This is a genomic window from Pseudomonas stagnisoli, assembly GCF_048595745.1.
GTDB lineage: Bacteria > Pseudomonadota > Gammaproteobacteria > Pseudomonadales > Pseudomonadaceae > Aquipseudomonas > Aquipseudomonas alcaligenes_A.
This window is the reverse complement of record NZ_CP184361.1, coordinates 2,231,353-2,256,706: the sequence shown is the minus strand read 5'-3', so window position 1 is coordinate 2,256,706 and position 25,354 is coordinate 2,231,353. Positions and strand designations below refer to the sequence as shown.

At 57.8% G+C, this 25,354-nt stretch carries 27 protein-coding genes and 1 pseudogene; 10 read left to right on the top strand and 18 right to left on the bottom strand.

What is annotated here, in order from left to right; genetic code table 11:
* Positions 1-20: 20 nt before the first annotated feature.
* On the bottom strand, positions 21-380 hold the full coding sequence (locus tag ACOAPY_RS10915; protein ID WP_003139552.1) for a co-regulatory protein PtrA N-terminal domain-containing protein: 360 nt from the start codon (positions 378-380) through the stop codon (positions 21-23).
* Between the two features lie 208 nt (positions 381-588).
* On the opposite strand from ACOAPY_RS10915, the gene ACOAPY_RS10910 reads away from it, so the two are divergent.
* Together ACOAPY_RS10910 and ACOAPY_RS10905 are read left to right on the top strand one after the other, a co-directional pair.
* Positions 589-1,266 carry a heavy metal response regulator transcription factor gene (locus ACOAPY_RS10910; protein ID WP_004577572.1) on the top strand — a complete coding sequence of 226 codons (678 nt, stop codon included), beginning with the start codon at positions 589-591 and terminating at the stop codon, positions 1,264-1,266.
* 2 nt (positions 1,267-1,268) lie between these two features.
* Complete coding sequence (locus tag ACOAPY_RS10905; RefSeq protein WP_465153299.1) at positions 1,269-2,645, top strand: heavy metal sensor histidine kinase; 1,377 nt, start codon at positions 1,269-1,271, stop codon at positions 2,643-2,645.
* Positions 2,646-2,680: 35 nt separating this feature from the next.
* On the opposite strand, the gene ACOAPY_RS10900 is transcribed toward ACOAPY_RS10905, so the two are convergent.
* Complete coding sequence (locus ACOAPY_RS10900; protein WP_465156774.1) at positions 2,681-2,989, bottom strand: hypothetical protein; 309 nt, start codon at positions 2,987-2,989, stop codon at positions 2,681-2,683.
* Positions 2,955-3,302 (bottom strand): DUF6088 family protein, encoded by a 348-nt coding sequence (locus ACOAPY_RS10895; protein WP_465156772.1) that lies wholly within the window; start codon positions 3,300-3,302, stop codon positions 2,955-2,957. The genes ACOAPY_RS10900 and ACOAPY_RS10895 overlap by 35 nt, the downstream gene beginning before the upstream one ends.
* A gap of 25 nt (positions 3,303-3,327) precedes the next feature.
* Between ACOAPY_RS10895 and ACOAPY_RS10890 the strand changes: the two are divergent.
* Positions 3,328-3,553: pseudogene (locus tag ACOAPY_RS10890) on the top strand (AbrB/MazE/SpoVT family DNA-binding domain-containing protein).
* Positions 3,554-3,694: 141 nt separating this feature from the next.
* Here the strand turns inward: ACOAPY_RS10890 and ACOAPY_RS10885 are convergent.
* The 5 genes from ACOAPY_RS10885 to ACOAPY_RS10865 form a co-directional block, all read right to left on the bottom strand.
* On the bottom strand, positions 3,695-3,919 hold the full coding sequence (locus tag ACOAPY_RS10885) for a BPSL0761 family protein (protein WP_306303623.1): 225 nt from the start codon (positions 3,917-3,919) through the stop codon (positions 3,695-3,697).
* 136 nt (positions 3,920-4,055) lie between these two features.
* Positions 4,056-4,445 carry an antitoxin Xre/MbcA/ParS toxin-binding domain-containing protein gene (locus tag ACOAPY_RS10880; RefSeq protein ID WP_003246768.1) on the bottom strand — a complete coding sequence of 130 codons (390 nt, stop codon included), beginning with the start codon at positions 4,443-4,445 and terminating at the stop codon, positions 4,056-4,058.
* Positions 4,446-5,057: 612 nt separating this feature from the next.
* Positions 5,058-5,738, bottom strand: coding sequence for a hypothetical protein (locus ACOAPY_RS10875; RefSeq protein ID WP_012018614.1), 681 nt, complete (start codon positions 5,736-5,738; stop codon positions 5,058-5,060).
* A gap of 12 nt (positions 5,739-5,750) precedes the next feature.
* A complete protein-coding gene (locus ACOAPY_RS10870) occupies positions 5,751-6,488 on the bottom strand; it encodes a HupE/UreJ family protein (protein WP_465153298.1) in 738 nt (245 codons plus the stop codon).
* Positions 6,489-6,535: 47 nt separating this feature from the next.
* Positions 6,536-6,877: a hypothetical protein gene (locus ACOAPY_RS10865; protein ID WP_003246771.1), complete on the bottom strand. Its 342-nt coding sequence runs from the start codon at positions 6,875-6,877 to the stop codon at positions 6,536-6,538.
* Positions 6,878-6,983: 106 nt separating this feature from the next.
* On the opposite strand from ACOAPY_RS10865, the gene ACOAPY_RS10860 reads away from it, so the two are divergent.
* From ACOAPY_RS10860 to ACOAPY_RS10840, 5 genes are all read left to right on the top strand, one after another.
* Positions 6,984-7,277: a metal-sensing transcriptional repressor gene (locus tag ACOAPY_RS10860; RefSeq protein ID WP_003246772.1), complete on the top strand. Its 294-nt coding sequence runs from the start codon at positions 6,984-6,986 to the stop codon at positions 7,275-7,277.
* Positions 7,278-7,285: 8 nt separating this feature from the next.
* Entirely contained in the window at positions 7,286-8,407 is a 1,122-nt protein-coding gene (locus ACOAPY_RS10855) for a nickel/cobalt efflux protein RcnA (protein ID WP_237045146.1), read from the top strand.
* The gene (locus tag ACOAPY_RS10850; protein ID WP_465153297.1) at positions 8,408-8,848 is read left to right on the top strand and encodes a YqaA family protein; all 441 of its coding nucleotides are present in this window, start codon (positions 8,408-8,410) and stop codon (positions 8,846-8,848) included.
* Complete coding sequence (locus ACOAPY_RS10845) at positions 8,848-9,549, top strand: TraX family protein (RefSeq protein ID WP_465153296.1); 702 nt, start codon at positions 8,848-8,850, stop codon at positions 9,547-9,549. Before ACOAPY_RS10850 ends, ACOAPY_RS10845 begins: the two co-directional genes overlap by 1 nt.
* Positions 9,550-9,648: 99 nt before the next feature.
* Positions 9,649-9,783 (top strand): YHYH domain-containing protein, encoded by a 135-nt coding sequence (locus ACOAPY_RS10840; protein WP_021489078.1) that lies wholly within the window; start codon positions 9,649-9,651, stop codon positions 9,781-9,783.
* Between the two features lie 47 nt (positions 9,784-9,830).
* Here the strand turns inward: ACOAPY_RS10840 and ACOAPY_RS10835 are convergent, their stop codons facing one another.
* The 4 genes from ACOAPY_RS10835 to ACOAPY_RS10820 all read right to left on the bottom strand — a co-directional run bounded on the left by ACOAPY_RS10835 (position 9,831) and on the right by ACOAPY_RS10820 (position 13,699).
* Complete coding sequence (locus ACOAPY_RS10835; protein WP_003246776.1) at positions 9,831-10,154, bottom strand: rhodanese-like domain-containing protein; 324 nt, start codon at positions 10,152-10,154, stop codon at positions 9,831-9,833.
* Between the two features lie 9 nt (positions 10,155-10,163).
* On the bottom strand, positions 10,164-11,525 hold the full coding sequence (chrA, locus tag ACOAPY_RS10830) for a chromate efflux transporter (protein WP_003246777.1): 1,362 nt from the start codon (positions 11,523-11,525) through the stop codon (positions 10,164-10,166).
* Entirely contained in the window at positions 11,518-12,462 is a 945-nt protein-coding gene (locus ACOAPY_RS10825) for a chromate resistance protein ChrB domain-containing protein (protein ID WP_122959202.1), read from the bottom strand. The genes chrA and ACOAPY_RS10825 overlap by 8 nt, the downstream gene beginning before the upstream one ends.
* Positions 12,463-12,739: 277 nt before the next feature.
* A complete protein-coding gene (locus ACOAPY_RS10820; RefSeq protein WP_003246779.1) occupies positions 12,740-13,699 on the bottom strand; it encodes a site-specific integrase in 960 nt (319 codons plus the stop codon).
* 182 nt (positions 13,700-13,881) lie between these two features.
* Between ACOAPY_RS10820 and ACOAPY_RS10815 the strand changes: the two genes are divergently transcribed.
* On the top strand, positions 13,882-14,772 hold the full coding sequence (locus ACOAPY_RS10815; RefSeq protein ID WP_465153295.1) for a DNA-binding protein: 891 nt from the start codon (positions 13,882-13,884) through the stop codon (positions 14,770-14,772).
* A gap of 13 nt (positions 14,773-14,785) precedes the next feature.
* Here the strand turns inward: ACOAPY_RS10815 and ACOAPY_RS10810 are convergent, their stop codons facing one another.
* Genes ACOAPY_RS10810 through ACOAPY_RS10795 form a run of 4 tightly spaced genes read right to left on the bottom strand, consistent with a single transcriptional unit; the run spans position 14,786 to position 19,598 of the window.
* Entirely contained in the window at positions 14,786-16,117 is a 1,332-nt protein-coding gene (locus ACOAPY_RS10810; protein ID WP_465153294.1) for a TniQ family protein, read from the bottom strand.
* Entirely contained in the window at positions 16,117-17,103 is a 987-nt protein-coding gene (locus ACOAPY_RS10805; protein ID WP_220814133.1) for an AAA family ATPase, read from the bottom strand. The genes ACOAPY_RS10810 and ACOAPY_RS10805 overlap by 1 nt, the downstream gene beginning before the upstream one ends.
* 9 nt (positions 17,104-17,112) lie before the next feature.
* Positions 17,113-18,981, bottom strand: coding sequence for a Mu transposase C-terminal domain-containing protein (locus tag ACOAPY_RS10800; protein WP_465153293.1), 1,869 nt, complete (start codon positions 18,979-18,981; stop codon positions 17,113-17,115).
* Entirely contained in the window at positions 18,978-19,598 is a 621-nt protein-coding gene (locus ACOAPY_RS10795; protein WP_465153292.1) for a hypothetical protein, read from the bottom strand. Before ACOAPY_RS10795 ends, ACOAPY_RS10800 begins: the two co-directional genes overlap by 4 nt.
* Positions 19,599-20,302: 704 nt before the next feature.
* Here ACOAPY_RS10795 and ACOAPY_RS10790 point away from each other — a divergent pair.
* The gene (locus ACOAPY_RS10790) at positions 20,303-20,752 is read left to right on the top strand and encodes a Cif family virulence factor (protein WP_465153291.1); all 450 of its coding nucleotides are present in this window, start codon (positions 20,303-20,305) and stop codon (positions 20,750-20,752) included.
* Positions 20,753-20,755: 3 nt separating this feature from the next.
* On the opposite strand, the gene ACOAPY_RS10785 is transcribed toward ACOAPY_RS10790, so the two are convergent.
* Positions 20,756-22,207: an efflux transporter outer membrane subunit gene (locus ACOAPY_RS10785; protein WP_465153290.1), complete on the bottom strand. Its 1,452-nt coding sequence runs from the start codon at positions 22,205-22,207 to the stop codon at positions 20,756-20,758.
* On the bottom strand, positions 22,204-25,311 hold the full coding sequence (locus ACOAPY_RS10780; protein ID WP_465153289.1) for an efflux RND transporter permease subunit: 3,108 nt from the start codon (positions 25,309-25,311) through the stop codon (positions 22,204-22,206). The genes ACOAPY_RS10785 and ACOAPY_RS10780 overlap by 4 nt, the downstream gene beginning before the upstream one ends.
* Positions 25,312-25,354 lie beyond the last annotated feature (43 nt).

The window sequence follows — 25,354 nt, the reverse complement described above, 5'->3', positions numbered from 1 at the left end:
CTGTAAGATGGGGGAAATCTTTACTGATGGCATTCCTTGTCGGCCATCATCAGCTTGTGCTCTCGAATCATTTGACCCAGCACGTCGTCTACCAGCTTGTCATGCTTTTCCATCCAGGCCAGATGCTCTTCGGCAGACATGTTTGGCGCGGGATGTTCGTTGTGCAGCTGGCTCATGATGTCTTCGAGCATGTTCATATGCTCCTTCATGTGCACATGCCGCTCGCCGACCGGGGCCTTCTCCGCCTGGATCAGCACGGCTTCTGCTTTGTCGCGCATCTGCTGGATGCGCTCGAATACACGGTCGCTGCCCCCTTCGGCCCAAGCCATAGAAGAGAGCAGCAGCGAACCAACCAGAAGCAAAGGTTTCAGCGATTTCATGGGACAGTCTCCATCAGTGCAAACTATGGCCGGCACCTCTGCTTTTGGTCTGTCGAGGGCCGAGAGCACAACCTAGTGCTCATGCTTGTACCGTAGCACAAGCCACCCTGTCAGCGAGCTGAAGCCAGAATTACATTTTCGTAAGCTTCTGGTTGGGGCCGCGGTTTGCCTGCAAACTCAGGCCACCCGATATTTGGAGTCTGCTCGCATGAAACTACTGGTAGCTGAAGATGAACCCAAAACCGGTGCATACCTGCAGCAAGGCCTCAGTGAAGCGGGCTTCAATGTCGACCGGGTTATGACCGGTACAGATGCTCTACAGCACGCTCTGAGTGAGTCCTATGACCTCCTGATCCTGGATGTGATGATGCCTGGGCTGGACGGGTGGGAAGTGCTGCGCATGGTGCGCGCCGCAGGAAAAGACGTCCCCGTATTGTTCTTGACGGCACGCGATGGTGTGGAGGACCGCGTTAAAGGGTTGGAGCTGGGCGCGGACGACTACCTGATCAAGCCATTTGCTTTCTCAGAGCTTCTGGCCAGGGTCAGAACGCTGTTGCGTAGAGGCAATGGCTCACCCACGCAGACCACCATGAAAATTGCCGATCTGGAAGTCGATCTGATGAAGCGGCGTGCGATCCGTGGCGGGAAAAGAATTGACCTGACCGCGAAGGAGTTTTCACTGCTGGAACTGCTACTGCGCCGGCGCGGCGAGGTGCTCCCGAAGTCGCTGATTGCCTCTCAGGTTTGGGACATGAATTTCGACAGCGACACCAATGTTATTGAGGTTGCGGTACGCCGGCTACGCGCAAAAATCGATGACGATTTCGATCTCAAGCTGATTCATACCGCCCGCGGCATGGGATACATGATGGATGCTCCGGAGTGAATATGAAGCACCTTTCGCTGACAGCACGCATGAGCCTGATGTTCATGTCCGCGGTAATTGCAGTCCTGACGGTAGCAGGGCTGAGTTTCAATATGCTCAGCCAGCACCACTTCAAGATGCTGGATCGGCAGGCCCTGGTGGAGAAACTCGAATCCGCCAAACATATCCTCAACAATGCTCGCGGTGAAGCGAGCCTTTCGGAAGAATTACCGCAGTTGCGAGCTTTGCTGGGAGCCCATCAGGATCTGGCCGCCACTATCCTGGCCAGTGACGGTTCTGTACTGTTTTCCGACCCCAGAGCAGTCGAAGTACCTGAGCGTTTCAGACGTGCAAATGAGCAGAGCATGTGGGAGTGGCAGAACGGCCAACACATGTACCGTGGCATGACGGAGCAAATCTCGGTGGCCGATCAGGCTGAGCCGCTCACTGCGTTGCTGATTCTTGAGGTCACCGATCACACACACTTTTTCGACACGCTGCAACGATGGTTTTGGATTGGATTGGTCATCAGCGCCCTGTTCAGTGCCACACTCGGCTGGGTGGTTGCTCGCAGCGGCCTTAGGCCTCTGCGGCAAGTCACTCATGTGGCCTCCGGGATGTCCGCTCGCTCGTTACAGGAGCGAATCCCTCTCGAACCAGTGCCGCGGGAACTTCAGCAACTGGTTCTCTCCTTCAATGCGATGTTGGCTCGGCTAGAGGATGCCTTCGTTAGGCTCTCCAATTTTTCGGCCGACATTGCCCACGAGCTACGAACTCCAGTCAGCAATCTGATGACCCACACCGAGGTCGTGCTGAGTAAAAAACGCGATATCAATGCCTATGAGGAGAATCTGTACTCCAACCTGGAGGACTTGAAGCGCATGTCTCGGATGATTGATGACATGCTGTTCTTGGCCAAGGCTGATAATGGCCTGATCATCCCCGAGCAGGCCAGGATCGAACTGGCTGACGTAGTCTTCAAGCTGTTTGACTACTACCACCTTCTGGCCGAAGAGCGCGGCATTGAGCTATCGCTCACAGGCAAAGGCCAAGTGCTGGGAGATCGGCTGATGCTTGATCGCGCGCTATCCAACTTGCTGTCCAATGCGCTGCGCTACACGCCGGCGGGACAGACAATTTCGGTTCTGATCCGCGAGACAGAGGACTCCACTACCTTCAGTATCGAGAACCCAGGGGACACAATCAGCTCAGAGCATCTAGAGAAGCTCTTCGACCGCTTTTACCGGGTTGACCCCGCTCGGCGGGAGGGCAGCCCGAGCAACGCCGGGCTCGGGCTTGCAATCACCCGATCCATCATTGAGGCTCACAAAGGCCGCATCTGGTGCACCTCAGCGGCTAGCCTCACGGGCTTTCACATCGAATTGCCCCATCCCAGATAATGCCGGTCTGGCGGTAAGTAGGCTACAGCTAACCGCTAGCCCAACTTGACAGGGTGGGTGCAGGTGCAACTCGACTGAGCGCAGATTGCATTCGCCATCCAGATAGGTAACGAGCGGTGAGCTGACACAAGAGCACCCCATTCGCTCTCGGGTAGCAGCTCATGAAGTTTGGAAACTGCATCCCCCGCGCTTGCCTCGCCAAGCCAAACCAATGCTCGGATGGCGTCCCCCGCTCCAGTAGCGCCAAGAGCCATTAACCATTGAGGCGCATGCCGAATCGATACGGTGGACTTGCCAACCTGAAGCTCCCTAGAACGTCCGGTGGTTAGAAAGACATACCGAATAGGAACCTGCGTTGTCAGCCCCCCATTTGTTTGCGGCGCTAGCCCCAGTGGCGACTATCAACTCACCCCGCACGTTTGCCAATGAGCGGACGACCGTCTCAGGTGCCGGTGCGCGCACGCCGAACCGAGTTTCGACTGCTGCAACATAAAAGCCCCGAGCAACGCGAAACAGCATTCCACCCTCGACCAGTCGAGAGAACCCTCGCTGCACAGCATGTCGATTCCCCTGATGCAGGAATCTGCCTGGTGTCAGAATTTCACCCTCTGGAAGCTGTTGAATGATGTCCAGGATTTTCTCGGGAAGAGTCTTCATTGGCCGGCCAGAGCAGATGAAATCGATGCAGTTGGTCATCGAAGACTGGGATGGCGACGGAGCTATTTCACATTCCCGACGAGGTGCTCCAAGAGCTCGGTGTCGACGTCGGGGACAGCCTTTTCCTCATTGAGGAGTATGTCGGTACCGCCCGCTGTTTTGTGCTCAGTAAGTCGCCACAGATCCCAGATCGGGTAGATGAGCTTGTGAGCACCTGGGAAGCCTCCGTTCCAAAGCCCCCAGTAAAATGAATTGGTTTTGCAATCCCCTGCAGCTACTCTATGTCTGCAGCCCAAGAGCTTCCTCTCCCGGGCGCTGTACCGGTGATGAAACTTGGTTCGAGGCGGCCTCTAAGGCCGCCTTTATCATTTCTGCCCCGCCGAGCGATATACCTAGCCTGTAATTGAGGAGCTGAAGACTGGTCCCAAAGCCCCCAGTGGCAAGGTCTCCGACTGCTCTTCTATTCGCCCTGCCAGAAACACATCGTCCTGTGTAGGGAAGTGCCGCAAAAGGAACTTGGCATCTCGCCGCACCTTTTCAGGCAGGCTGCTATCTCGGGACAGTTCAACGAGAAAGTCTCGAGTCATTATCACCGCGCGAGAGCGCTCGTTCGGCATTGTCATTTCTGTCTCCATTGGAACCACGACTCCTCTGGCAGCATACGCCTGGGTTCGTGATTGCCCATACTGACGCAGCCAGACGCAGAGCCAAAGCCCCAAGATATCTTTTCCGGAAGCAAGAGCAGCGGCTCAGTCAGACCGGCAGTCCGTACTCAATGGCAAGCATCACCTGGCGTACAGCTCGACCGCCGACTTCGGTGCTCAGCAGGGAAACGGGTTGCACATTTCCTAGCGCAATATTTGGCGACGTGAGCCAGCGAGTCGCTGCGGCTTGATCTGATTCCAAGACACTCATCAGCACGTCGACAAGATTCGCCAGTCGACAAAACGCATCGCCTTCTGCTGAAGTCATGAGGGAAGCCTCTGGAGCGATGCCGATCCAGCCTGCCACGACGCAGGCATCAATACCCAACTCCTCCGCCAAGCGCGAGGTTAGCTCAACCGGGAGTCCTGTTATGGTCGCCTGGTGCAGGCTCTTATGGCTGTGGGGCAGCCCAAGTCGCTCGATAAGACTTTTCATCATGCCAATCTCTGGTTGTGATGTTGGCACCTACCCCGACATTGGTACTGGTCGAGTATTCACATGAAAGCTGCCAGTCATTTGCACAGCCGCCAGCATTCAGTTGCACGCATAACCAACAGGCTTTCGTATCGTCCGGTCCTAGGTCTTGCACGCTTGGCCTCTGTTGACTGCTACCCTACCGCCGTAAGCGGACAGCGCAAATCAGACGTCCAGAACGAATTCTATAATCGCTCTATAATTGACTATAAAAACCTATAAACCCCATCCTAGAGCAGCCTAAGCAACCCAGGATGCTTCATCGCGAAGCCGATAAATTCCTTGCACTGGCGCATGGCCCCAACCAATACAATCGTAGCTATCCGGGCTAGAAGAAGCGAGGTGAATGGTTGTTTTCTGCCAGAGGGTCCTACCACGCAAGCCTTCAAAGACATCAGGATGCAGCGTTTGCATGACCAATGCTGCCGCAACGCGCCTGCAAACTCACATATGGCCGGCCAGCAGCGTCCTGTAACGCACTCCTGCGGGAGATTGAGGCCGTCCACCCCCTCTGTTTCACGACATCCGCCGGCGCAGGGCCTAGTGGCAGCCCCATCGGGGCTGCCTGGTAAGGGGTCAGATGACCCGCTTGATGCTGATGTAGTCGCCCTGGGTGCGCAGGGTGACGGTCACTGGTTCGCTAGTGCGATTACGCCAGAACCAACCGTGCTTGCCATCGAATGCGGCCTCCAGTACACCTGAATCTTCTGGGGTCGAGCGTCCCTTCCCATAGCCGTGGTAGAAGTCGCGCGGTGCGTTGTAAGGATCGCCATGGGTGTCGTAGTTAACGACGCCGCCGTTGGCAGTCCAGAGGTACTTCACCTTGGCACCTTGCTTCATTTCCAGTTTCACCTCGGCGCCTTGATTCGGGCTCAGGGTGATGCTCATTTCATGCTGAAGACCAGGTGCTGGCTCAGGTGCCGTCGATTGCTCCGGAGCGGGAGTGACCTCAGTAGGAGCGGCCGGGGTAGTTGCCGGGGCTGCGGGTACTGCGGCGATAGCTTCAGTTGGCTGCGGAGTGGGCGCTGGAGCTGCGGCCTCATCGGCCAGAGCCTCTTCAGCCAACTGGATCTTCACCTCACCCATCTGGGTGAGTCCAAGTGCTCGGCCCACGCCAGTGGGGTCGATCGCATACTCCGAAGGCATCACCACGGTAACCAGGAGCACGCAGGCAATGATTGCTGCGGTGATCGTGGAGCGAAGCAGCTGCGCTGTCGATGGGAGTTCGTTGAGGGTCGGAAGCTTGGTATTGAACATTGAGAGAATTCCTTAGTGAGAGACGATCAGGCCAGTGATCTGGTAGCCCATGAGCAAGAAGCCGGCACTCATCATGGCGACGTTCGCGGTATAGGCATGGCGCCAGAAGCTGGCAGTACGTCGCCAGTAGCCCATCAAAATGAGAATGCCGCCGAGGGCCAGTAGCTGGCCGATCTCGACACCTACGTTGAAGGCAATCAGGTTGGCGATCAGGCCATCAGGAGAAATCTCGAACTCCTGGATCTTGGTGGCCAGACCGAAGCCATGAAGCAGGCCGAAGATCAGCGTTGCTGCACGGGTATCGGGCTGGTAGCCAAACCAGCGCTGGAAGGCGCCGAGGTTATCCAGGGCCTTGTACACGACCGAAAAGCCGATGATCGCGTCGATCACATACGAGCTGATGCTGATGTTGCTGAGCACTCCAAAGAGCAGAGTGATCGAGTGGCCAACTGCGAACAGCGTGACGTACAGCCCTACGTCCTTCAGGCGGTAGAGAAAGAAGATCACGCCGAACAGGAACAGCAGATGGTCGTAGCCGGTAATCATGTGTTTGGCGCCCATGTAGATGAAGGGCATCAACATCACGCCGGTACTTTCCTGGATGAAGCCTTTGTCTCCTTCGGGCACGCCGTGGGCTAGCGCCTCAGGCATGACTGCCATCAGTAAAGCGAGGGTAAGCAAGGGCAGAAAGAGCGATCGACGCAGGCGTGCGATCAGCGCCGTTGCCCCGCTTAGGGGAAGCGAATTCATAATGATTTCCTAGGTTGTAGTGGTCTGGGGCCGCGAGGCGGCCGGTTTCAGAACACGAACCTGGAGCGTGGTGGCCGTTCGATCAGGTAGATCGGCACTTCAGGGACAGTTGTCCGCAACGCGTTGGGAGGGGTTTCCCGCTCGGGGCGTGACAGCAGTGTCAGCGCCGACCCGAGATAAGGGATCTCATGGCTATGGTCAGCCGCATGTTTGTGGCTCAGGAACGCCGGCGCGTCCACGTCATGGGAATGACCATGGGACACAGCACCAGAGTAATCCCCCGGTATCAGCGGTACTTTGATGGCGGCCAGCGAATGCCCTACCCAGGCCAACAGCAAGGCCAGTATCAATGCGATAACGGGTTTCTTCGAGGCACTACGGCGAGCCATTTTCCTATGTCTTGCAGCTTGCAAAGGGCCAACAGGGTCGTTTGACCATATCCCCCCCAGGGGGATAGGATGCGAGCGTAAATCATCGAGGCATAGGACTCAAGGCATGAGCGATCACGAACACAGCCATGGCCACCGACACCAAAGCCACAGCGATGTCATGAAGCGCCTGAAGCGCGCCGAGGGCCATCTGCGCAGCATCATCACCATGATCGAGGATGGCCGTGAGTGCGTGGATATCGCGCAGCAGCTGCATGCCGTGGAGAAGGCCGTATGCCAGGCCAAGCGCACCCTGATTCAAGATCACATCGATCACTGCCTGGAGCACACGATGGACGCCCTCGCTACTGGCGAGCGCACCTCCCTTGAAGACTTCAAGCAGATCACGAAGTACCTGTAGGTATCCCCATGTCGAGCTTTGCCGAATTGCTGCAGCAGGGCGCGTCTCACGCCTGGCTGTACTTCCCCAGCGCCATCCTCCTAGGGGCATTGCATGGCCTGGAGCCAGGCCACTCGAAGACCATGATGGCGGCCTTCATCGTAGCCATCCGCGGCACCGTGAAGCAGGCGGTCTTGCTGGGGCTGGCGGCAACCATTTCGCACACCGCAGTGGTCTGGCTGGTGGCCATGGGCGGCATGTATCTGGGCCAGAACCTGAATGCGGAAACGACAGAGCCCTATTTCCAGCTCGCTTCCGCCGCGATCATCATCACCATCGCGCTGTGGATGCTTTGGCGCACCTGGCGTGGCGAGCAGATGTGGCGTTTCGAAGAAGGTGATCACGCGCATGATCACCACCACGATGAGACCCGCCGAATCGATACCGGACACGGGCGTATCGAACTCTCGATCTTCGAGGAAGGGGTTCCCCCGCGTTGGCGCTTGCGCACTCTGAGTGGTCACTCTTGGCCAGCAGAAGACGTGAATCTGTCGACGACGCGTCCTGACGGGACAGCTCAGCTGTTCCGCTTTGTGCATCGCGGCGAATACCTGGAGTCGGTCGCAGAAATTCCCGAGCCTCATCAGTTCACCGCGCGTCTAAGCCTTGGTCACGCGGGCCATTCGCACGACTATGACCTCGATTTCCATGAGCACGACCACGGCCACGACCATTCCGATCTACAGGGCCTGGAGCTGTCGCTGGAGGGATACCAGGATGCCCATGAGCGAGCCCACGCCAACGACATCCGCAACCGCTTCAATAACCGCAACGTCACTACAGGCCAGATCATCCTGTTCGGCCTGACCGGAGGACTGATCCCCTGTCCTGCCGCGATTACGGTGTTGTTGCTATGCCTGCAGGTGAAGGAAGTCGCACTCGGGGCTGTTCTGGTGCTGTGCTTTAGTGTCGGCCTGGCGTTGACCCTGGTGTCCGTCGGTGCAGCTGCTGCGGTGGGCGCTCGCCAGGCCTCCAACCGGTGGCCATGGCTGGGAGCGGTCGCGCGTCGCGCGCCCTACCTCTCGAGCGTGCTCATCATTGGTGTCGGTATCTATGTCGGCGTTCATGGCTGGATCGGTCTGACCGCCTAAATGTGGGAGCTATCAGGCTACCTGGGCCTATTCCTCGCGGCCTTCAGTGCCGCGACTTTGATCCCTGCACAGTCCGAGGCAGTGCTCACCGGCCTGCTGATAAGCGGCAATTACTCGGTGGTCATACTGTTGGTTGTGGCTACTACAGGCAACGTTCTGGGTTCAGCGGTCAACTGGCTGCTCGGTTTCTATATCGAGCGCTATCGGCACAAACGCTGGTTTCCGGTAAGTGACGACAAGCTGGCCCGTGCGCAGCGGGCCTACCACCGCTACGGCCGTTGGTCACTGCTGCTGAGCTGGGTACCGATCATTGGCGACCCGCTGACCCTGATTGCTGGTGTCATGCGCGAACCCTTCTGGAGCTTCTTTTTGATCGTGCTGCTGGCCAAGGCGGCTCGATACCTGGTGCTCACCGTGGTGACCCTCGGGATCATGGGGTAATGCGCTCGACCAGCCTGGATCTCGTCAAATGGCTCGCCATGCTGACAATGGTCCTAGACCACCTGCGCTATCTCTGGCCCGAAGCAACAGCATGGCTTTTCGTGGTTGGACGCTTCGCCTTTCCGCTGTTCTGCCTTGGCATCGCCGCCAATGTGTCGCGTTCCCACCCAGGAGATCTGTACAGCGAAAATAACTTTCGCTACTTGAGTTGGATTCTGGCCTTCAGCCTCATATCCGAGATGCCGTATCGGGCGCTGTCCGAGATGAGCAATACGCTGAATGTGATGCCGACACTGATGTTGGGGCTCATAGTTGCTTGGAGCGTCCATCACAGCGATCGTACAGGCTTGGTGCTGGGGCTATTCACGCTGACCGTTTCGATAGTGCTGCATGATCGGCTGATGTACGGCGCGTTTGGCGTCCTGCTGCCGGCGACCATGGTGCTGGCAGTGCAGCGCCCCTGGATTACCTGGCTCATACCTGCAGTCTTCAGCGTGTTGGCCAATAGCCGTGACGGCTGGATCGGAGCTGCTCCCTTTGGCACCTGGTGGGCCATGGCCACGACCTTTGCGGCTCCGCTGGTTGGCCTGTGGCTATTGCGGCAGAAAATCACCCAACACATATGGCCAGTGGGGCGCTGGGGTTACTACTTCTACCCCGGCCATCTAGCGGTGCTGGCGTTGCTTCGTGTGGCTCTCTGACCGATCGATCAAAATTCCCTTGCTCAATGCAGGCCTTTTGCCATAATCCGGAGCGTGACCTAGATCACATATAAGAGCTAATCGAAACGGAGTTTGAACATGAAGAAGCTTTCTGCCGCCCTGATCGCCACCGTGATTGCCCTGTCCTCCGCCGCTGCCATTGCCCATAGCGGCGGTACCGACTCGAAGGGCTGCCATACCAACCACTCCACAGGGGCGTACCACTGCCATTGATTAAGGCAGCGCTGGTCGCCTCTCGCGAGGCGGCCAGAACCAGATGGCTAGACCAAATCGCACACCGGCTGCTTGGCTTCACGCCACCCTGCAAAGCCGTCGACGAGATACCGCGCATCCAGTCCCATCGCCCAGAGAGTAGCGGCACACCCTTGGCTGATTTCATGCCCATGCGCGCAGTAAAGAATCACGGGGCGATCCCGTGGCACCTGATCCTTCCAGGAAAAAAGCAGTTCGGGGTCCTGCCATTTCGCGTTGGCGATCTGTGCCCCGTCGGCGTTGCGCACGATGGCTCGGCGCACATCGAGCAGCTCGAAGCTGCGACCAGCAGCCTGCCACTCAGCGAACTCGTGAATCGATATGCGCCCCATAACCCCTCCCTAACGCAGCAGGTGGATAGCCAAGCCCACCAGCGCGCAGCCCAGCAACACCTGGATGACTCCACGCTTGAAGCGGAACAGCGCCACTGCGGCACCGACAGTGATCAGCGCGGAGGGCCAATCGAAGCTGCCAGCAAAGCCCTCAGGCCACAGCACGTGATAACCGAAGAACAGCGCTAGGTTGAGGATGACGCCAACCACCGCGGCAGTGATGCCGGTCAGTGGTGCCGTAAACTTCAATTCGTTGTGGGTAGACTCCACCAGCGGCCCGCCGACGAGGATGAACAGGAACGAGGGCAAGAAGGTAAACCAAGTTACGAGGCTGGCTGCCACAGCGCCGGCAAGGAATGCCTGTTCCGGCCCAAAGACCTGATGCACATACGCGCCAACGAAGCCCACGAAGGCCACGACCATGATCAGTGGCCCGGGGGTGGTTTCGCCCAATGCCAGGCCATCAATCATCTGGGTAGGGGTCAGCCAACCGTAATGGCCTACCGCGCCCTGATAGACATACGGCAGTACCGCATAGGCACCGCCGAAGGTGAGTAGAGCGGCCTTGGTGAAGAACCAGCCCATCTGGGTCAGGGTGCCGTCCCAACCATAGAGGGCAGTCAACAGCCCCATCGGCAAAGCCCACAGCACGACTCCTACTGCGGCCAGCAGAGCCAAGCGCGACCAGCGGAAGCGCGCATGGGCCGGTGGTGGCGTGTCGTCGTCGATCAATGCTGGCCCATAGGACTGCTTGGACGCGCCATGCCCGCCACCGATGCTGAACTTGTCGGGAGCATAGCGTCCGCCCAGGTAGCCGATCATGGCTGCTCCCAGGACGATCAGCGGGAACGGGAGGTTGAGCGCGAAGATCGCCACGAAGGAGGCGGCAGCGATCGCCCACAACCAGTTGTTCTTCAGTGCGCGTGAACCGATACGGTGAGCAGCCTGAACGACGATGGCGGTGACGGCGGGTTTGATACCGTAGAACAATCCCGCCACCACGGGCACTTCGCCGAAGGCGATGTAGACCCAGGACAGGGCAATCAGGATGAACAGTGAGGGCAGCACGAACAGTGCGCCGGCGATCACCCCACCCCAGGTGCGATGCATGAGCCAGCCGATGTAGGTGGCCAGTTGCTGAGCCTCCGGTCCTGGCAGGAGCATGCAGTAGTTCAATGCATGCAGGAAACGGCGTTCCGAGATCCAGCGCCGCCGCTCCACCAGCTCCTGGTGCATGATCGAGATCTGCCCGGCAGGTCCACCGAAGCTAATGAATCCCAGTTTCAGCCAGAACAGGAATGCCTCGAGTAGGCCGACTTTTTCTACCTTTTCCTGGTCTTGCTCCGTCGCTTGCATGGCCGTCTCACTCATCACGTTGTCCTTCCTTGCCGAATGCGGCCAACAGCCCATCGAAGATGGCGCAGGCTGCGGCCAATAACTGATCGTCGTCCTGGATGCTGGCTCGCAGTCCAGCCAGTACGCGCTCTACACCCGTCGCTTCTGTGGGTTGCGCGCCCCCCACGTCCAGGTAATGAACCAGTGCCCCTACGCGCTGCAGTCCTGGAGCCTCCAGCCCGAAGCTAGCCTGCAGGGTTTCGAAGGTGACCTTGTTGCCGACGTGGCTGAACCGGGCACCATCGAAATCGAACCCAAGTGCTTCCGCAGGACATGCATCAGGAGAGGGAAGCCAGAGGATGCTGGCACCCGGATCGATGAAGCGGCGGATCAGCCAAGCGCTGGCCAGGCGGTCTACCCAGGGGCGCTGGCGAGTCGCCCAGGTTCGCCCTTCGTAGTCCCGCGGATCGAGCTGCTCAATGGCTTGCTCATGGCTGGTGGGCTCGTCCTTGGAAAGCGCCCGGTTGATGGCCACTTCGAGATCACGCAGCAGCGCGTCTGTCTGTTGCAAAGGTTCGCCCGGAAAGAAGTCGATCGACTGGATCTGAGCGAACGACTTGCGCAGCTTGCGGGCCTGGCGAGCAGTCGCCAGTGCATTCTCAGGAGTCAACTGGGCCAGTTGGGGCTCAACCTCCGAGCGCAACCTGGTGTAATCATCGCTGCGATCGAAGAGAGGTATGAAGCGCTCACCCTGGGGATCAGTGACCGGCAGGAGCGACGCCGAGCCACCGCTATCCAGTACGTCACGCTCGACGGACTCCAGTACCTCACGACTAGCCGAGCCATCTGGCAGGAGATAAACCCCATCGCGTAGTACCGCAGCGCCAGCGCTTTTCAACGTGCGCCAAGCGCGCATTCGCTCGGCGGCATTTGCCGTAGGCAGTGCCATCACGAGACATAGCCAATTAATCAATGTAGTTATCTCACCAAATATGTTCGATCTCTACATTAATCTGCGGTTGCTCTGTTTGGAACTGCGATATGGGCTCTGCAGCGTCAGTGACTGCTTATCTCCAGGTACCGGCAAAGCGAACTGTCGGTGTGGTGCGAATGACTGTCGGAGGGATGCGAATCGGTGTCGGTGGCGTGCGAATGGCTGTCGGAGGATGCGAATAGGTGTCGACGTGTGCGAAAGGCTGTCGATTTTGAAAAACCGCGTTGTGTCGGTTTTGCGTGCGAATCAGTGTTGGTTAGGCATGCGAATTAGTGTCGGAACCAATGCGAATACTCACACTCAGCTGCCCAGGGAACACTCCTGTGCTCTCCACATAGCGCAATGCGGATTGGCCATCGCTCCAGCCTACGTACTGCATCAGCGCTTTGAGATCCCAGCCGCTGCGGGTGGCCCAGGTGGCAAACCCGCGGCGCAGCGAGTGACTACTGTACAGCTCCGCAGGCAGCCCTGCCGCCTGCAGTACGGCGCGCATGAGTGGGACAACGCTATTTGGGTGCAAACCCTGCTCACCTAAATGCCCCCAGCGATCAATTCCACGGAATACCGGCCCACGCGCGATGCCCGCCACGCTGATCCAGTCGACGTAGGCTTGTACTGGGCACAGCCTGGCCAACGCCGGCGCGCTGAAGGTCTGGCCTTGGTTGTCGCGGTCGCCTTTGCTCCACGGCAGAAACAGTTGCATCCCCTCCCCGGCCCGCACCTGGATGTGCTCGACTTGCAGGCGGCACAACTCATCACTGCGGAACGCCCGCCAGAAGCCGATCAGGATCAACGCGCGGTCACGCCAACAGCGCAGCAACCGCGGCCAGTCGTCCTCCGCTCGTGCTCTACCCTCGGCCTGCTCCAACCACAGCACGCACTGCTCGAGCTGGCGCAGCTGCAAGGGTTCGGCCTGCTTCTCCTGACGCGGATGCAGCGTACGGATGCCTTTGAGAACCTGACGGACCAGTGGGGTCTTGGTTGGATCCGGAAAACCCTGGCTGACATGCCACTGCGCCAGGGCTGCCAGGCGCAGCTTGAGCGTGTTGCTGGACAGCGTGGCGGCGTGGTCGACCAGGTAGCGCACGATGGCATCGCTGGTCGCCGGCAAGAAGCCGCCCCAAGTCACCTCGAAGTGCTCAAGCGCCTGCTGGTAGCTGCGCCGCGTGTTGGCGCGGGTGCCGGCCTGCAGGTACCGCTCAATCTCCTGGCTCATCTGAGCGCATCCCCTTGGTGTACCGGTGAGCGACTGCCAAACGACGAAAATGGCGCTTCACCTTGGATAATTCGTGATTATCCAATTCTAGAATAGGATCGAATCAGAGAGAAAATATTTGATAAAGTGCTATGTATATACATGATACATACCACAGAACGAAATCGTCAGGAGTTCCACTTATGGCCCGCGGCGGCATCAACAAAGCGATCGTGCAGAAAGCCAGGAATGCCCTCCTCGCCCGCGGCATTCATCCCAGCATTGATGCGGTGCGTATCGAGCTGGGCAACACCGGTTCCAAGACCACCATCCACCGCTATTTGAAGGAGCTGGAAAGCGTCGAACAGGCTATCTCCAGCGATGTGCTGAGCGCGCCGCTAACCGGCCTGATCGAGCAACTGCTGGTCCAAATGAAAGAGGAAGCGCAGCAGTCCGTGGCCCAGGCTCACGAAGCGCTGCTACGCGAGCGAACGGCAGTACAGCAGCAATCAACCGTGCTCGAGGCACGGATGCGAGACCTCGAATCACAGTGCTCGGGCCTGGCTGTACAGCTGCAAATCGCCCAGGAGCTCACTCTCCAGGAGCAGCAGCAGCGGCAAGCGCTCGAAGTCGATAACGCCCGGATGGTGCAATCCCTGCAGGATTTGGAGGTGCGAGTCAGGGAGCGCGATCAGCGGATCCAGTCGCTCGACGACATGTATCAGCATGCTCGTGACGGTATGGAGCATTACCGCCAAGCCAGCAAGGAACAGCGTGAACAGGAACAGCGCCGCCATGAAGCCCAAACCAGTCAGCTTCAAGCCGAGATACGCCAGCTGCAACAAACGCTGATGATCAAGCAGGACGAACTCACCCAACTCAATCGCGACAATGCTCGTTTGCTGAGCGAAGCCCAGCAGCAGCTGCGCGAGCAGCGGGCCCTTCAGCAACAGTTGAACAACAAAGCGACTGAGCTGGACATGCAGCAGACCGCCTACGCGCAATCAGAACAGCAGCGCCAAGAGCTACTGACTCGGTGCGAATTTCTGGAGCGGCAGACCGTGGGACGTACGAAAAAGAAAACCAAGGGTTGAGCTGCTGTAAGCGTCAAAGAGCCGCCTGGCGCGTGTAACTGATCCTGCGAATTTCAGGGTCATCCTCATCCACTTCGACCGCCCAACAGGGCGTCACATAAGCGGTGTCGTCACTGATAGGAAGCTCGGCGTCAAGCTTACGATTGCGGCGAAACTCGGTTAGCGAGTGCAGCACCTCATCAGCAAAAGCATGTTTAACCAACCATGAGCGCTCCTTGGCGGATAGCGCTAGCGTCCGGCTTTCTCGGCAAAAGCGCGCCAACCAAGATGACACCGCGTAGCCGATAGCGGCTCGCCCCCGAAACGTGGCGTTCACACACCACAACCTTCGCCACGAAACCAGGACTTTGAGCCCTTCAAGATTTCTTGTCAGAGCTTGAACCGTGCACTCGACAAGATCGTTATCAGAGACCATTGCTACCCTTTTTGTAGGGACCTGATCAACAAAGCACTGATGTCGGATTAGCGATTTCAACACAGATGCCAATTCATCGACGAGCAACGTGAACTCACCGCCTCCGACTTCGGGAGGATGTGGCAGATCCGTTTGGCAGACCCGACTCCTGAAACCAAATCGCAGAATGGATGAAGGCATGGGCGAGCTGACCATATTTGAGAAGAACTGTTCCTCTTCTCCACCGCAGCCCCCTTCAAGTCGCATCGCCGGAATAACTTGGCCAGCGCGCACTCTACTGGCGCCTAAAAGCGGCATGCTGAGCCGGTTGCCCGCCATGGCGCTGAATGTCTTGTAAATGCGCTCTACTTCGAGCGGTGATCCACTCGCCGCCTGGAGGGTCGAACTCAACATGCGATAGTCACCCTGCAGCAGCGAACACTTGCAATTCGCGCAACCGAACGGGGTCCTAAAAGTCGGCGCCGCCAAGGTGAACGATGTTGCGGCGCCGCAAAATCTGCAGGCCACCTCAAGCGGCACCTTATGAATCGGACAGTTGGCTAATTTATCGAACTGAAAAATCGCATAGTGAACGCCTTGCGACATGCAATCAGGACAAAATCGAAGCAAACCACACAGTGACCAGTGATCGTGCAGATAGTTTGGCGTTAAAAACAAATCGTAGACTTCCCCTTTCGCCAAACCAAGCTCACTTTCGAAAGCACCAATATTCACTGAGTACAGACTGGATAAGTTATTGGTACGAGAGCGTGATCTACGAAATTGCTCGCAATTGTTCCTGAATATGCTCACCACAGCAGCACCCGACACAACATTGGCAGAGGCAAACCTGCTCAGAACAGAGTACGCAGACTCAAACCGAACAAGGCGCGGCGTGATTGAGCAATTCGCAATAATGCGACTAAATGCAGGAAAAGGAACAATTCTCATCAGTTATCCAAATAGTCCATCTGGCGCACATCTTTCTGATAGACGTAATACCAGGTCTCTGAAATCACCTCATTGATAAGCTCATCCGTTAGCATCAACTCTGCATCGTCTAGGTGTTTGTACTCGGTGAATAATATCTCGACAGTCTTTGTAAAAAATTTCATTGGAATGCTGAGATCACTAATCTGACCGTGCTCGTTATGGTGCAAACCAAAAATGCGCCAAAACTGCTCGCCATACTTAGCCAGCCTAAAACCATTGCCGAATGCTTTTGGGAAAAATATCCTGGTGAATGTCCAATCCGTGTCCGCTGGGTACACCGCTGCGTCATAGCAACCTAGACACTCTGCAACCTCTTGAGCTGAGCTTAGCCCTTTGAACTCCATGTCTTGAATCATGAAGCGCGCAATAATCGACTGCTTGTGTGCGCTAAGAAATTGCTCTTTTACAATGACGAGCTCTGGCTGACCGACAAGAACCACAACCAGTCGCACCTCAAAATGCAACTCTAAATTATCATAGATGTCTCTGAGCCACTCAAAGTGCTTGTCGAAAAATTTTTGAGCCTCATCAATGAAAAGAAGGAACATCCGCCTTTTGTACCGGCACGCGCGCTCATAGATAAGATTCAGTATACGTTGGCGTTTCTCATGCGGTTTTCCGCCCAACTGCTTATGGCCTAACGCTTGTAACAGCTGCGTATAAAAAGCATCTTCAGAAGCGGTCATTTTTTCGGGCGCACTGAATATATACACAGGAAGGCCAGGAAATATATCCTTTATTGCATTCGAGCAATACTTGATTGCCTTCGATTTACCATAGCGAGGTCGGCCATGTATGAGCAATCCAGAAGTTCGGCGGCGTACGATTTTCTCCAATATCGTCATGAGCCTACCGATAGGCTGAGTGGGTATTAAATAGCGCTCAGTGTTGATTGGGTGATCGTCCATATCAATTTCTGCAGGAGGCAAATCAGTGATGTTCATTAATACCCCCTAGGAAACAAAGACTTTGGTTAAAGGCATGGCCACAGTCTCTTTAACAAGAGGCTTAATGTCCGCCGGCGCTGATTTATTAGGGCCGTTTTCTTGCTGAGGCTTAAGCGATTGAGTCATTTCATAATGAGCGGTATTCGTCGTGAGACTCTTTCCGGCCCGATTACGTAGTTCGTTGCAAGCGTCCAATAGACTTTGCCCAACCTTGAATCTTATGGTTCGATCTCGAAAAGCCTTAAACAATGTCTGTCGGAGCAGCAGAGAGTGTTGCTCCCTACCCCATGGCCCGCTCGCTTTAAGCGCACCAATAAATTTGCCATCCATCGTATATGCGCGGACATGGGACACGTCCCTAACATCATACGTGATCTGAATTTTTCGACCGGCCAGGTCACTTCTCAAAATCAGGGGGTCTTTGTACTTTACGTTAGCAAAATTGATATACGCTCCTGTCTCCTTACTTGAAGACCGAACCGTTGTTATCTGGACTTTTTTCATGAAGTCGTATTCGTTACGATCTTCAGACTTGAGCCTTCCGATCAAGAGCGATCGCTTAGCGAGCCGAGAGGTAAAAAGCTCCAAAGGAGTATTTCCAAACACCCCCGAATGAGGACGGCCGTTGTAATCTGATAGCACGATATCGATAGCGTGTCGGAGCTCGTCCAATGTCATTAATAAGGAAAGCCCAGAATCGGATGATGGCGAAAGCGCCTCTCTAACCGGATCTTTAGCACTTGAACCAGTAGTTCCAATCACTCGATGTGAAAAGTTATCTGTTATGAACCTAAAGAATCGCTCAACTATGCTGCGAGCGTTTGGCTGGTGAGGCGGACCATAATCGACTAGGCACCCCACCTTCTTATCAAGTATTTCCTTTACCCGAATTGCTTTGTGCGAAAGTGCATTGTCCAGCTTGATACACCGCCACGTGGCCCATGCGAATTCTTCCCCGCGCTCAGAGGGAAACCCACCACTTTGCTCGTACGGTGCATTCTTGATAACTGCTTTTGGTCTAGCGTGAGGTGCTAAGGCATTGAAGATAGCTGAGAGGACATCCTGCTGGTCGTAGTTTCTCCCGAGAGCGATGCTATATCCCAATACGCACCTAGTGAAAACATCAATAACCAGAATGAGCCACACACGAAGAATCTCATATCTAACCGGCTCTCCATAGAGGTCGTATTCTTCAATAACCAAACGAAGATCCATTTGATGCCCGTCTACTTCTACTTCATCAAGCGCCTCGGTTGGCTCAATTTTTTCAGAAACCCTTCTCGCATTCTCAAGTTCAGTTTCTGCCTGGTGTTGCCTATATTTAGCTTTGAGATGCGTTTCGAATGTCCGCCTAGCGAAGTCGGCTTCACTAAAGGGGTAGTCCTTATCCGCAATGCCCTGGCCTCGACAGGCGTCTAAAAACACCTGATGAATATCCGAAATTCTTTTTTGTTTCTTTCTGTAAATATCTACCAAGCCAGAGAGAGTGTCGTTCAACGATGGATATGTGTTTAGCAGTCGACAAAAGATACCGCTTTTTTTGTCTGCGTCGTTATCAGTCAGTTTCTGTCCCAAATCCTTGCGGGGGTTAGTTCTAACGTAGGGCATGGCCCCCAAAAATCCGAAAGGTTGGCCATCGACGATTCGTTGACCTCGCTCAATCAATCTGTACAAGGTGCTTTTAGTGATGCCGTACTTAGCTTTGATTTCGGAAAGCGTAAGACCATCCTTGAAATAGGACTTAACGGCAGCAATCTTTTTTTCGACTAGCGCCCTTTCTTTAGCCGACAGCGCACCTATCTCTGGCTCTGGCCAACTATCAATATCGAGGCCGGAGTCTCGAAGCGCCGATATCGAAAATCTCGCTTGGGTCATGCCGCATCACCTTGAACTAAAAAAATACTTTCCTGACAAATTCGCCTGCTACAAATATCCTGAAGAAGCAGTCGCCCTCGCCGCACCAACTCATACACCATAGTTAGCTGAGTAACGGCATCTTCGCTTGATAATTGCTGTTGCAGCGCAAATGCATGACCTGGGCGCATACTTTTGGCAAATATTTGAATATCTTTCTCTCGGACACTTCCACCCCACCTGAGAAGCCACTGCTGCATCTCGAGCAAGTTCCAGAATTCGTGGCTGGAGTCCGTATGTGGTGAGGTGGTAATGACATCCAAGACCCAGTCCCTTTGTTCGCAAAGAACTGCCACCTGCTGCACGATCACCTGAGGAGCGTCGAAGACGGCTAACTTCAGTTGGTCGCCAAGCTTCGCAGAAATGGGCATGACAGCCGTCCCGTAGGCGGTCTTCACTTGGAAGGCCTCTCCGCTCAATGCTGTCACATGGGGATTAAATTCCTGGCGAAGCAGGTAGAGGACGTGGGACTTTTCGTACAAAGTGAGAGCAGCGCCAGCCTTGGCGCTCCAGATCAGATACTCGTTCTGCCCTTTCTTTCTCTTTATTACCGTAGGTTCTAGCCCGAGTATTTTCATGATCCATTCCCTATGATCAGGTTATGAACCAATTAAGGTTGAGTATTTTGGGCGCGTAATATTTTTTTGAAATTAAATTTCGTTGCTAATCGCAATATGCGCTATCTAGTCTGAGTAAAAACTAAACAGGTAGCGCCATTTTGACCCAGGCGGGACAGAAGCCAGATCGGGGAGATAGCTCTAGCTCAAGGGTTAAGCGAGCAAATCCCCCAAAGTTCCAGATTGCCTTCCAGATCTGGCCGAGTTCCAGATTGTCTTCCGGAGGTAAATGTGGAACTTCAAAGTTATGCTGAGGATGGGAAGTGGCCGATCTATTGGAGCGCCAACGAGATGGATTAAAGGTCATTTTAAGAAAAAATCAGAATCAAGGAGTGATTTTTTATTATCAAATCTTCAAATTAAAATAGTTCCACATTCGACAAAGTCCCACTTTCACCTCCTCGCACGCTTCCCGCCTGCGGCAAGATTTCTCTAAGCGCCATAGACCCCGCTTTCGTATGCAAGGCCTCGCTGTTATCCAAACACTCACGCTCGCCGCGCAGCCCCGCATTGCATCTGACAAGATGCCTGCTGCATTGCGGCAAACCGGTGGGATCGACTTCATTTGGCTGCATTGCCGCGGCGGCTCAGAACTGGAGATTTCTCTCTTGGCTGAGATACCGCTAGCATCGGTGAAACGTTTCCAAGCCCCTCAAGGAAGGTCGATGAAAAAGCTCGCGCTGTCTCTGTTCTGCCTCTTCGCCCCGCTCGTCCACGCCGACCCGTCGTTGACCGAAAACAGCATCCGCAATCTTTACGCCCAGTTAGCGGCAGACGCCTCGCAACGGGACGTCGAGGCAACCTTGGCGCACATGAGCGACGACGTGCGCATCCACATCAGCGCTGCCAAGGGCAGTATCGAACTTGATGCGGACAAGTACCGTCAGCTGCTCAAGCAGGGCTGGAGCGGACTGGACGGCTATCGCATGGAGGTGGACATCGAGTCGATCGAGATCGCCGAGGACGGTCAGAGCGCCACGGTCCGGGACACCACCAAGGAGACCCTGCAGCTACGTGGCCATGAGATGACCACCGGCATGCAGGAAACCGCGAGCCTGCGCCTGATCGAGGGCGAACCGAAGATCGTGCGCATCGAGGCGCTGATCAAGCCCTGACGATTATTCCTGCGCCGGCAGGCCCTGCCAGCCGCCGCCCAGCGCCGCGATCAGCTGCACGCTGGCGATCAGGCGGCTGCCCTGCAGGGTCAGACGGGTACGTTCGTTGGACAACGCGGTGGTCTGTACGCTGACCACATCGGTGAACTCCACGGTGCCGGCCCGGTACTGGTTGAGGATCAGGCGCAGCGATTCGCGGGCCGCCTCCAGCGCTTCCTGCTGGACCACCGCTTCGCGCTCCAGCACGGCCAGCTGCACCAGATAATCCTCCACCTCGCGGAAGCTGCCGAGTACGGTCTGCCGGTAGTCGGCCACGGTCTGGTCATAGCTGGCCTCGGCCTGCTCGACGCGCGAGCGGATCAGGCCGCCGTCGAACAGATTCAGTGCGAACGCCGGGCCAATCGACCAGAAACGGTTGGGCGAGCTGATCCAGTTATCCAGGCTGCCGCTGCGATAGCCGCCGCTGGCCGACAGGCTCAGCTCGGGGTAATAAGCGGCTTCGGCTACGCCAATCTCGGCGTTGGCGGCCATCACCCGGCGCTCGGCAGCGGCCACGTCCGGGCGCCGTTCCAGCAAGGTCGACGGCAGGCTGACCGGCACGCTGGGCAGCGCGGGCAACTCCTCGCGCACCGCCAGTTCGAACTCCGACGGCGCCACGCCGACCAGTACCGCAATCGCATGCTCCAGCAGGGCGCGCTGGTATTCCAGGTCCACAGCCTCGGCTTCGGTGCCCTTGAGCTGAGTCAGCGCCTGGGTCACGTCGGACCTGGGCACGATGCCGGCCTTGTACTGATTCTCGGCGATGCGATAGGCCTGCCGGTAGGCCGCCACCGTCTCATCGAGCAGGCGTTTTTGCTGGTCCAGCACGCGCAGCTGCAGGTAATTCTGCACCAGCTCGGACTGCTGACTGAGGCGGACCGCCGCGAGGTCTGCGGCGCTGGCATCGAGGCCGGCGTTTTCCGACTCCAGCTGGCGGCGCAGCTTGCCCCACAGGTCCAGCTCCCAGCTCACACCGAGACTGGCCTCGTAACTCTTGGATACGGTGGAGGCATTGGCGCCGCTGACGCTCACCCCCCCGGTGGTACCGATGGTGCTGTCTCCCCCACCCTGCCCTGCGCGGGTCACCCCGGTGTTGAGCCCCAGCGTCGGGAAGAAGCTCGCCCGTGCGCCACGCACCAGGGCCTGGGCCTGGCGATACTTGGCTTCGGCCGAGGCCAGGTTCTGGTTGTCGGCATTCAAACGCGCGATCAGCGCATCCAGCTCGGGGTCGTCGTACAGCGTCCACCAGTCACCGCGCAGCGCGGTGTCGGCTGGCGCCGCTGACTTCCAGCCGGCGGCCTGCTTGAACTCGACCGAGGGGGCGCTTGTTGGCCGCAGGTAGTCCGGGCCAACGGCGCAGCCGGCCAAAGCCAGGGCAACGAACAGGGACGAACAACGGAGCAAGGTGGGCTTCATAGCGGAGTTTCCAGGGCGGCATCGCTGCGCACGCCGCGCCAGCGGTTGACCCGATGGCGCAGACGATCGAGGTACAGGTAGACCACCGGAGTGGTGTAAAGGGTGAGCAACTGGCTGAGCACCAGGCCGCCGACAATGGCCAGGCCAAGCGGCTGGCGCATCTCGGCGCCTTCGGCCTGGCCGAGTAACAGGGGCAGCGCGCCGAGCATGGCGGCCAGGGTGGTCATCATGATCGGGCGGAAGCGCAGCAGGCAGGCGCGGCGAATCGATTCCTGCGGGCTCAAGAGCTGGTCGCGCTCCAGCTCCAGGGCCAGGTCGATCATCAGGATGGCGTTCTTCTTTACCACGCCGATCAGCAGGAACAGGCCAAGCAGCGAAACCATGCTGAACTCGCTGCCGGTCAGCAGGATCGCCGCCAGCGCGCCAACACCGGCCGAGGGCAGCGTGGAGAGGATGGTCAGCGGGTGGATATAGCTCTCGTAGAGAATGCCGAGGACGATGTACACCACCAGCAAGGCAATCAGGATCATCACCGGCTGGCCCTGCGCTTCCTTCTCGAACTGGCCGCCGGTGCCGCCCAGCAGGCCCTGTACTTCGGTGGGCAGGTTGAGTTCCGCCACCGCCCGGCGAATCGCCGCATTGGCCTGGTCCTGGCTGACCTCCGGGGCCAGCGAGTAGCCAATGCTCTCCGCGGCGAACTGGCCCTGGTGGTTGACCCTGTCCTCCTCCAGGCTGCGTTCCCAGCGGGCAAAGCCGGACAGCGGCACGCGCGCGCCGTCGGCGCTGATCACCTGGATCTGGTCCAGTGCCTCCGGGTACTGGGCATAGGCCGGATCGATCTCCATGACCACGCTGTACTGGTTGAGCGACTCGTAGATGGTGGAGATCTGCCGCTGGCTGAACGCGTTGTTCAGCACGCTGGTGATCATCGCCATGTCCACACCCAGGCGCTGGGCCGTGGCGCGGTCCACCACCAGGTTGATCTGCTGGGCGCCCTCGCCTTCGTTGGCATCGATGTCGGTCAGCTCCGGCAGCTTGGCCAGGGCGTCACGCACCTTGGGGGTCCATTCCTTGAGCAGCGACAGTTCGCTGGCCAGCAACACGTACTCGTTCTCCGAGCTCCGCCCCTGGCGGCCACCGAACTGCAGGTCCTGGTCGGACATCAGCATCAGCCGTGCGCCAGGTACCTTGGGCAGCTCCTTGCGCAGGCGATCCATCACCTCGCGGGCGGAAATGTCGCGCTCGGCGATGGGCTTCAGGCGCACCACCAGGAAGGCGTTGTTGATCCCACTCTCGCCGCCGATGAAACCGGCCACGCTGTGGATCGCCGGGTCCTTGAGCAGGCCGTCGCGGAAGGCGTCCATCTTCGGCTGCATGACCTGGAACGACAGACCATCATCGCCACGCACGAAGCCGATCAGCTGGCCGGTGTCCTGCTCGGGCATCAGGTTTTTCGGCACCGTGGCGAACAGGTAGAAGTTGCCGGCAATGGTCAGCAGCAGGGTGAACAGGGTCAGCCGCGAATGCGCCAGCGCCCACTCCAGGCTGCGTCCATAGAAGGCCAGTACACGCTCCTGCACCCGCGCGCCGAACTGCTGCAGGCGGCCGGGCGCGCGTTCCTCTTCTTCGGCCTTGAGCCAGCGGGCGCAGAGCATCGGCGTCAGGGTCAGCGACACGGCCAGGGAGATCAGGATCGCCGCAGTCAGGGTCACGGCGAACTCGCCGAACAGGCTGCCAACGATGCCGCCCATGAACAGGATGGACATGAACACCGCGACCAGCGACAGGTTCATCGACAACAGGGTGAAGCCCACCTCCTGCGAACCCTTGAATGCCGCCGCCATGGGCTTTTCGCCGGCCTCGATATGCCGCGAGATGTTCTCCAGCACGACGATGGCGTCGTCCACCACCAGGCCGGTGCAGATGATCAGCGCCATCAGCGACAGGTTGTTCAGCGAGAAGTCCAGCAGGTACATCACCGCGAAGGTGCCGACCAGCGACACCGGTACCGCCAGTGCCGGAATCAGCGAGGCGCGCCAGCGGCCGAGGAACAGGAAGACCACCATGATCACCAGGGCCACGGCGATCAGCAGGGTACGCTCGGCTTCGTGCAGGCTGGCGCGGATCACCGGCGAGCGGTCCATGGCCACATCCAGCTGGGCGCTGGCCGGCATCACCGCCTCCAGGGCCGGCAGTTCGGCGCGGATGTCCTCGATGGTCTGGATGATGTTGGCGCCCGGCTGGCGGTTGACCACCAGCAGCACGGCCTTCTCGTCGTTGTAGAAGCCTGAGTTGTAGCGGTTCTCCACCGAATCCGCGACCTTGGCCACATCCCCCAGACGCACCGGCGCGTTGTTCTGGTAGCGGATGATCAGGTTCTGGTACTGCGCGGCCTTGCGCAGCTGGTCGTTGGCCTGGATCTGCCAGTGGCGGTCGGCATCGGCGACGTCGCCCTTGGGGCGATCCTGGTTGGCCTGGTCGATGGCGTTGCGCACCTCGTCGAGGGCCACGCCGTACTGGTCGAGCAGGCGCGGCTCCAGCTGCACGCGCACGGCCGGCAGCGAGCTGCCGCCGATCTCGATCTTGCCCACGCCCTGCACCTGCGACAGCTTCTGGGCGATCACCGTGGAGGCCAGGTCGTACAGCTGGCTCTTGTCCAGCTGCGGCGAGGTCAGCGACAGCACCATGATCGGCGCCTGCGACGGGTTGAACTTCTCGTAGGTGGGCATCGTGCGCATGCCGCTGGGCAGCAGGTTGCGCGAGGCGTTGATCGCCGCCTGCACCTCGCGCGCGGCGGCATCCACGTTCCGCCCGATCTCGAACAGAATGATGATCCGCGTATTGCCCTGGGCGCTGCGGCTGGTCATCTCGCTGATGCCGGCGATGCTGCCCAACGCGCGCTCCAGCGGCGTGGCGACGCTGGAGGCCATGGTCTGCGGGCTGGCACCCGGCAGGCTGGCGCTGACCACGATGGCCGGGAAATCCATGTTCGGCAGCGGTGCCACCGACAGCAGGCGGAAGCTGACCAGCCCGGCGAGGATGATCGCCAGGCTCAGCAGCAGCGTCGCTACCGGACGGCGGATGAAGGGGGCGGAGAGATTCATGGATAGCCTGCCGCCTCCCCTCTCCCCTCAGCGGAGAGGGTTA

What these genes read in the sequence shown, in the direction of transcription:
- ACOAPY_RS10800 (WP_465153293.1), bottom strand. Translation starts at nt 18,981, where the DNA reads ATGACCCAAGCGAGATTTTCGATATCGGCGCTTCGAGACTCCGGCCTC.
- ACOAPY_RS10790 (WP_465153291.1), top strand. Translation starts at nt 20,303, where the DNA reads ATGAAAAAGCTCGCGCTGTCTCTGTTCTGCCTCTTCGCCCCGCTCGTC.
- ACOAPY_RS10820 (WP_003246779.1), bottom strand. Translation starts at nt 13,699, where the DNA reads ATGAGCCAGGAGATTGAGCGGTACCTGCAGGCCGGCACCCGCGCCAAC.
- ACOAPY_RS10885 (WP_306303623.1), bottom strand. Translation starts at nt 3,919, where the DNA reads ATGCCGAACGAGCGCTCTCGCGCGGTGATAATGACTCGAGACTTTCTC.
- ACOAPY_RS10805 (WP_220814133.1), bottom strand. Translation starts at nt 17,103, where the DNA reads ATGAACATCACTGATTTGCCTCCTGCAGAAATTGATATGGACGATCAC.
- ACOAPY_RS10915 (WP_003139552.1), bottom strand. Translation starts at nt 380, where the DNA reads ATGAAATCGCTGAAACCTTTGCTTCTGGTTGGTTCGCTGCTGCTCTCT.
- chrA (WP_003246777.1), bottom strand. Translation starts at nt 11,525, where the DNA reads ATGAGTGAGACGGCCATGCAAGCGACGGAGCAAGACCAGGAAAAGGTA.
- ACOAPY_RS10865 (WP_003246771.1), bottom strand. Translation starts at nt 6,877, where the DNA reads ATGGCTCGCCGTAGTGCCTCGAAGAAACCCGTTATCGCATTGATACTG.
- ACOAPY_RS10835 (WP_003246776.1), bottom strand. Translation starts at nt 10,154, where the DNA reads ATGGGGCGCATATCGATTCACGAGTTCGCTGAGTGGCAGGCTGCTGGT.
- ACOAPY_RS10880 (WP_003246768.1), bottom strand. Translation starts at nt 4,445, where the DNA reads ATGATGAAAAGTCTTATCGAGCGACTTGGGCTGCCCCACAGCCATAAG.
- ACOAPY_RS10840 (WP_021489078.1), top strand. Translation starts at nt 9,649, where the DNA reads ATGAAGAAGCTTTCTGCCGCCCTGATCGCCACCGTGATTGCCCTGTCC.
- ACOAPY_RS10895 (WP_465156772.1), bottom strand. Translation starts at nt 3,302, where the DNA reads ATGAAGACTCTTCCCGAGAAAATCCTGGACATCATTCAACAGCTTCCA.
- ACOAPY_RS10795 (WP_465153292.1), bottom strand. Translation starts at nt 19,598, where the DNA reads ATGAAAATACTCGGGCTAGAACCTACGGTAATAAAGAGAAAGAAAGGG.
- ACOAPY_RS10910 (WP_004577572.1), top strand. Translation starts at nt 589, where the DNA reads ATGAAACTACTGGTAGCTGAAGATGAACCCAAAACCGGTGCATACCTG.
- ACOAPY_RS10810 (WP_465153294.1), bottom strand. Translation starts at nt 16,117, where the DNA reads ATGAGAATTGTTCCTTTTCCTGCATTTAGTCGCATTATTGCGAATTGC.
- ACOAPY_RS10780 (WP_465153289.1), bottom strand. Translation starts at nt 25,311, where the DNA reads ATGAATCTCTCCGCCCCCTTCATCCGCCGTCCGGTAGCGACGCTGCTG.
- ACOAPY_RS10870 (WP_465153298.1), bottom strand. Translation starts at nt 6,488, where the DNA reads ATGAATTCGCTTCCCCTAAGCGGGGCAACGGCGCTGATCGCACGCCTG.
- ACOAPY_RS10875 (WP_012018614.1), bottom strand. Translation starts at nt 5,738, where the DNA reads ATGTTCAATACCAAGCTTCCGACCCTCAACGAACTCCCATCGACAGCG.
- ACOAPY_RS10905 (WP_465153299.1), top strand. Translation starts at nt 1,269, where the DNA reads ATGAAGCACCTTTCGCTGACAGCACGCATGAGCCTGATGTTCATGTCC.
- ACOAPY_RS10815 (WP_465153295.1), top strand. Translation starts at nt 13,882, where the DNA reads ATGGCCCGCGGCGGCATCAACAAAGCGATCGTGCAGAAAGCCAGGAAT.
- ACOAPY_RS10860 (WP_003246772.1), top strand. Translation starts at nt 6,984, where the DNA reads ATGAGCGATCACGAACACAGCCATGGCCACCGACACCAAAGCCACAGC.
- ACOAPY_RS10785 (WP_465153290.1), bottom strand. Translation starts at nt 22,207, where the DNA reads ATGAAGCCCACCTTGCTCCGTTGTTCGTCCCTGTTCGTTGCCCTGGCT.
- ACOAPY_RS10855 (WP_237045146.1), top strand. Translation starts at nt 7,286, where the DNA reads ATGTCGAGCTTTGCCGAATTGCTGCAGCAGGGCGCGTCTCACGCCTGG.
- ACOAPY_RS10845 (WP_465153296.1), top strand. Translation starts at nt 8,848, where the DNA reads ATGCGCTCGACCAGCCTGGATCTCGTCAAATGGCTCGCCATGCTGACA.
- ACOAPY_RS10850 (WP_465153297.1), top strand. Translation starts at nt 8,408, where the DNA reads ATGTGGGAGCTATCAGGCTACCTGGGCCTATTCCTCGCGGCCTTCAGT.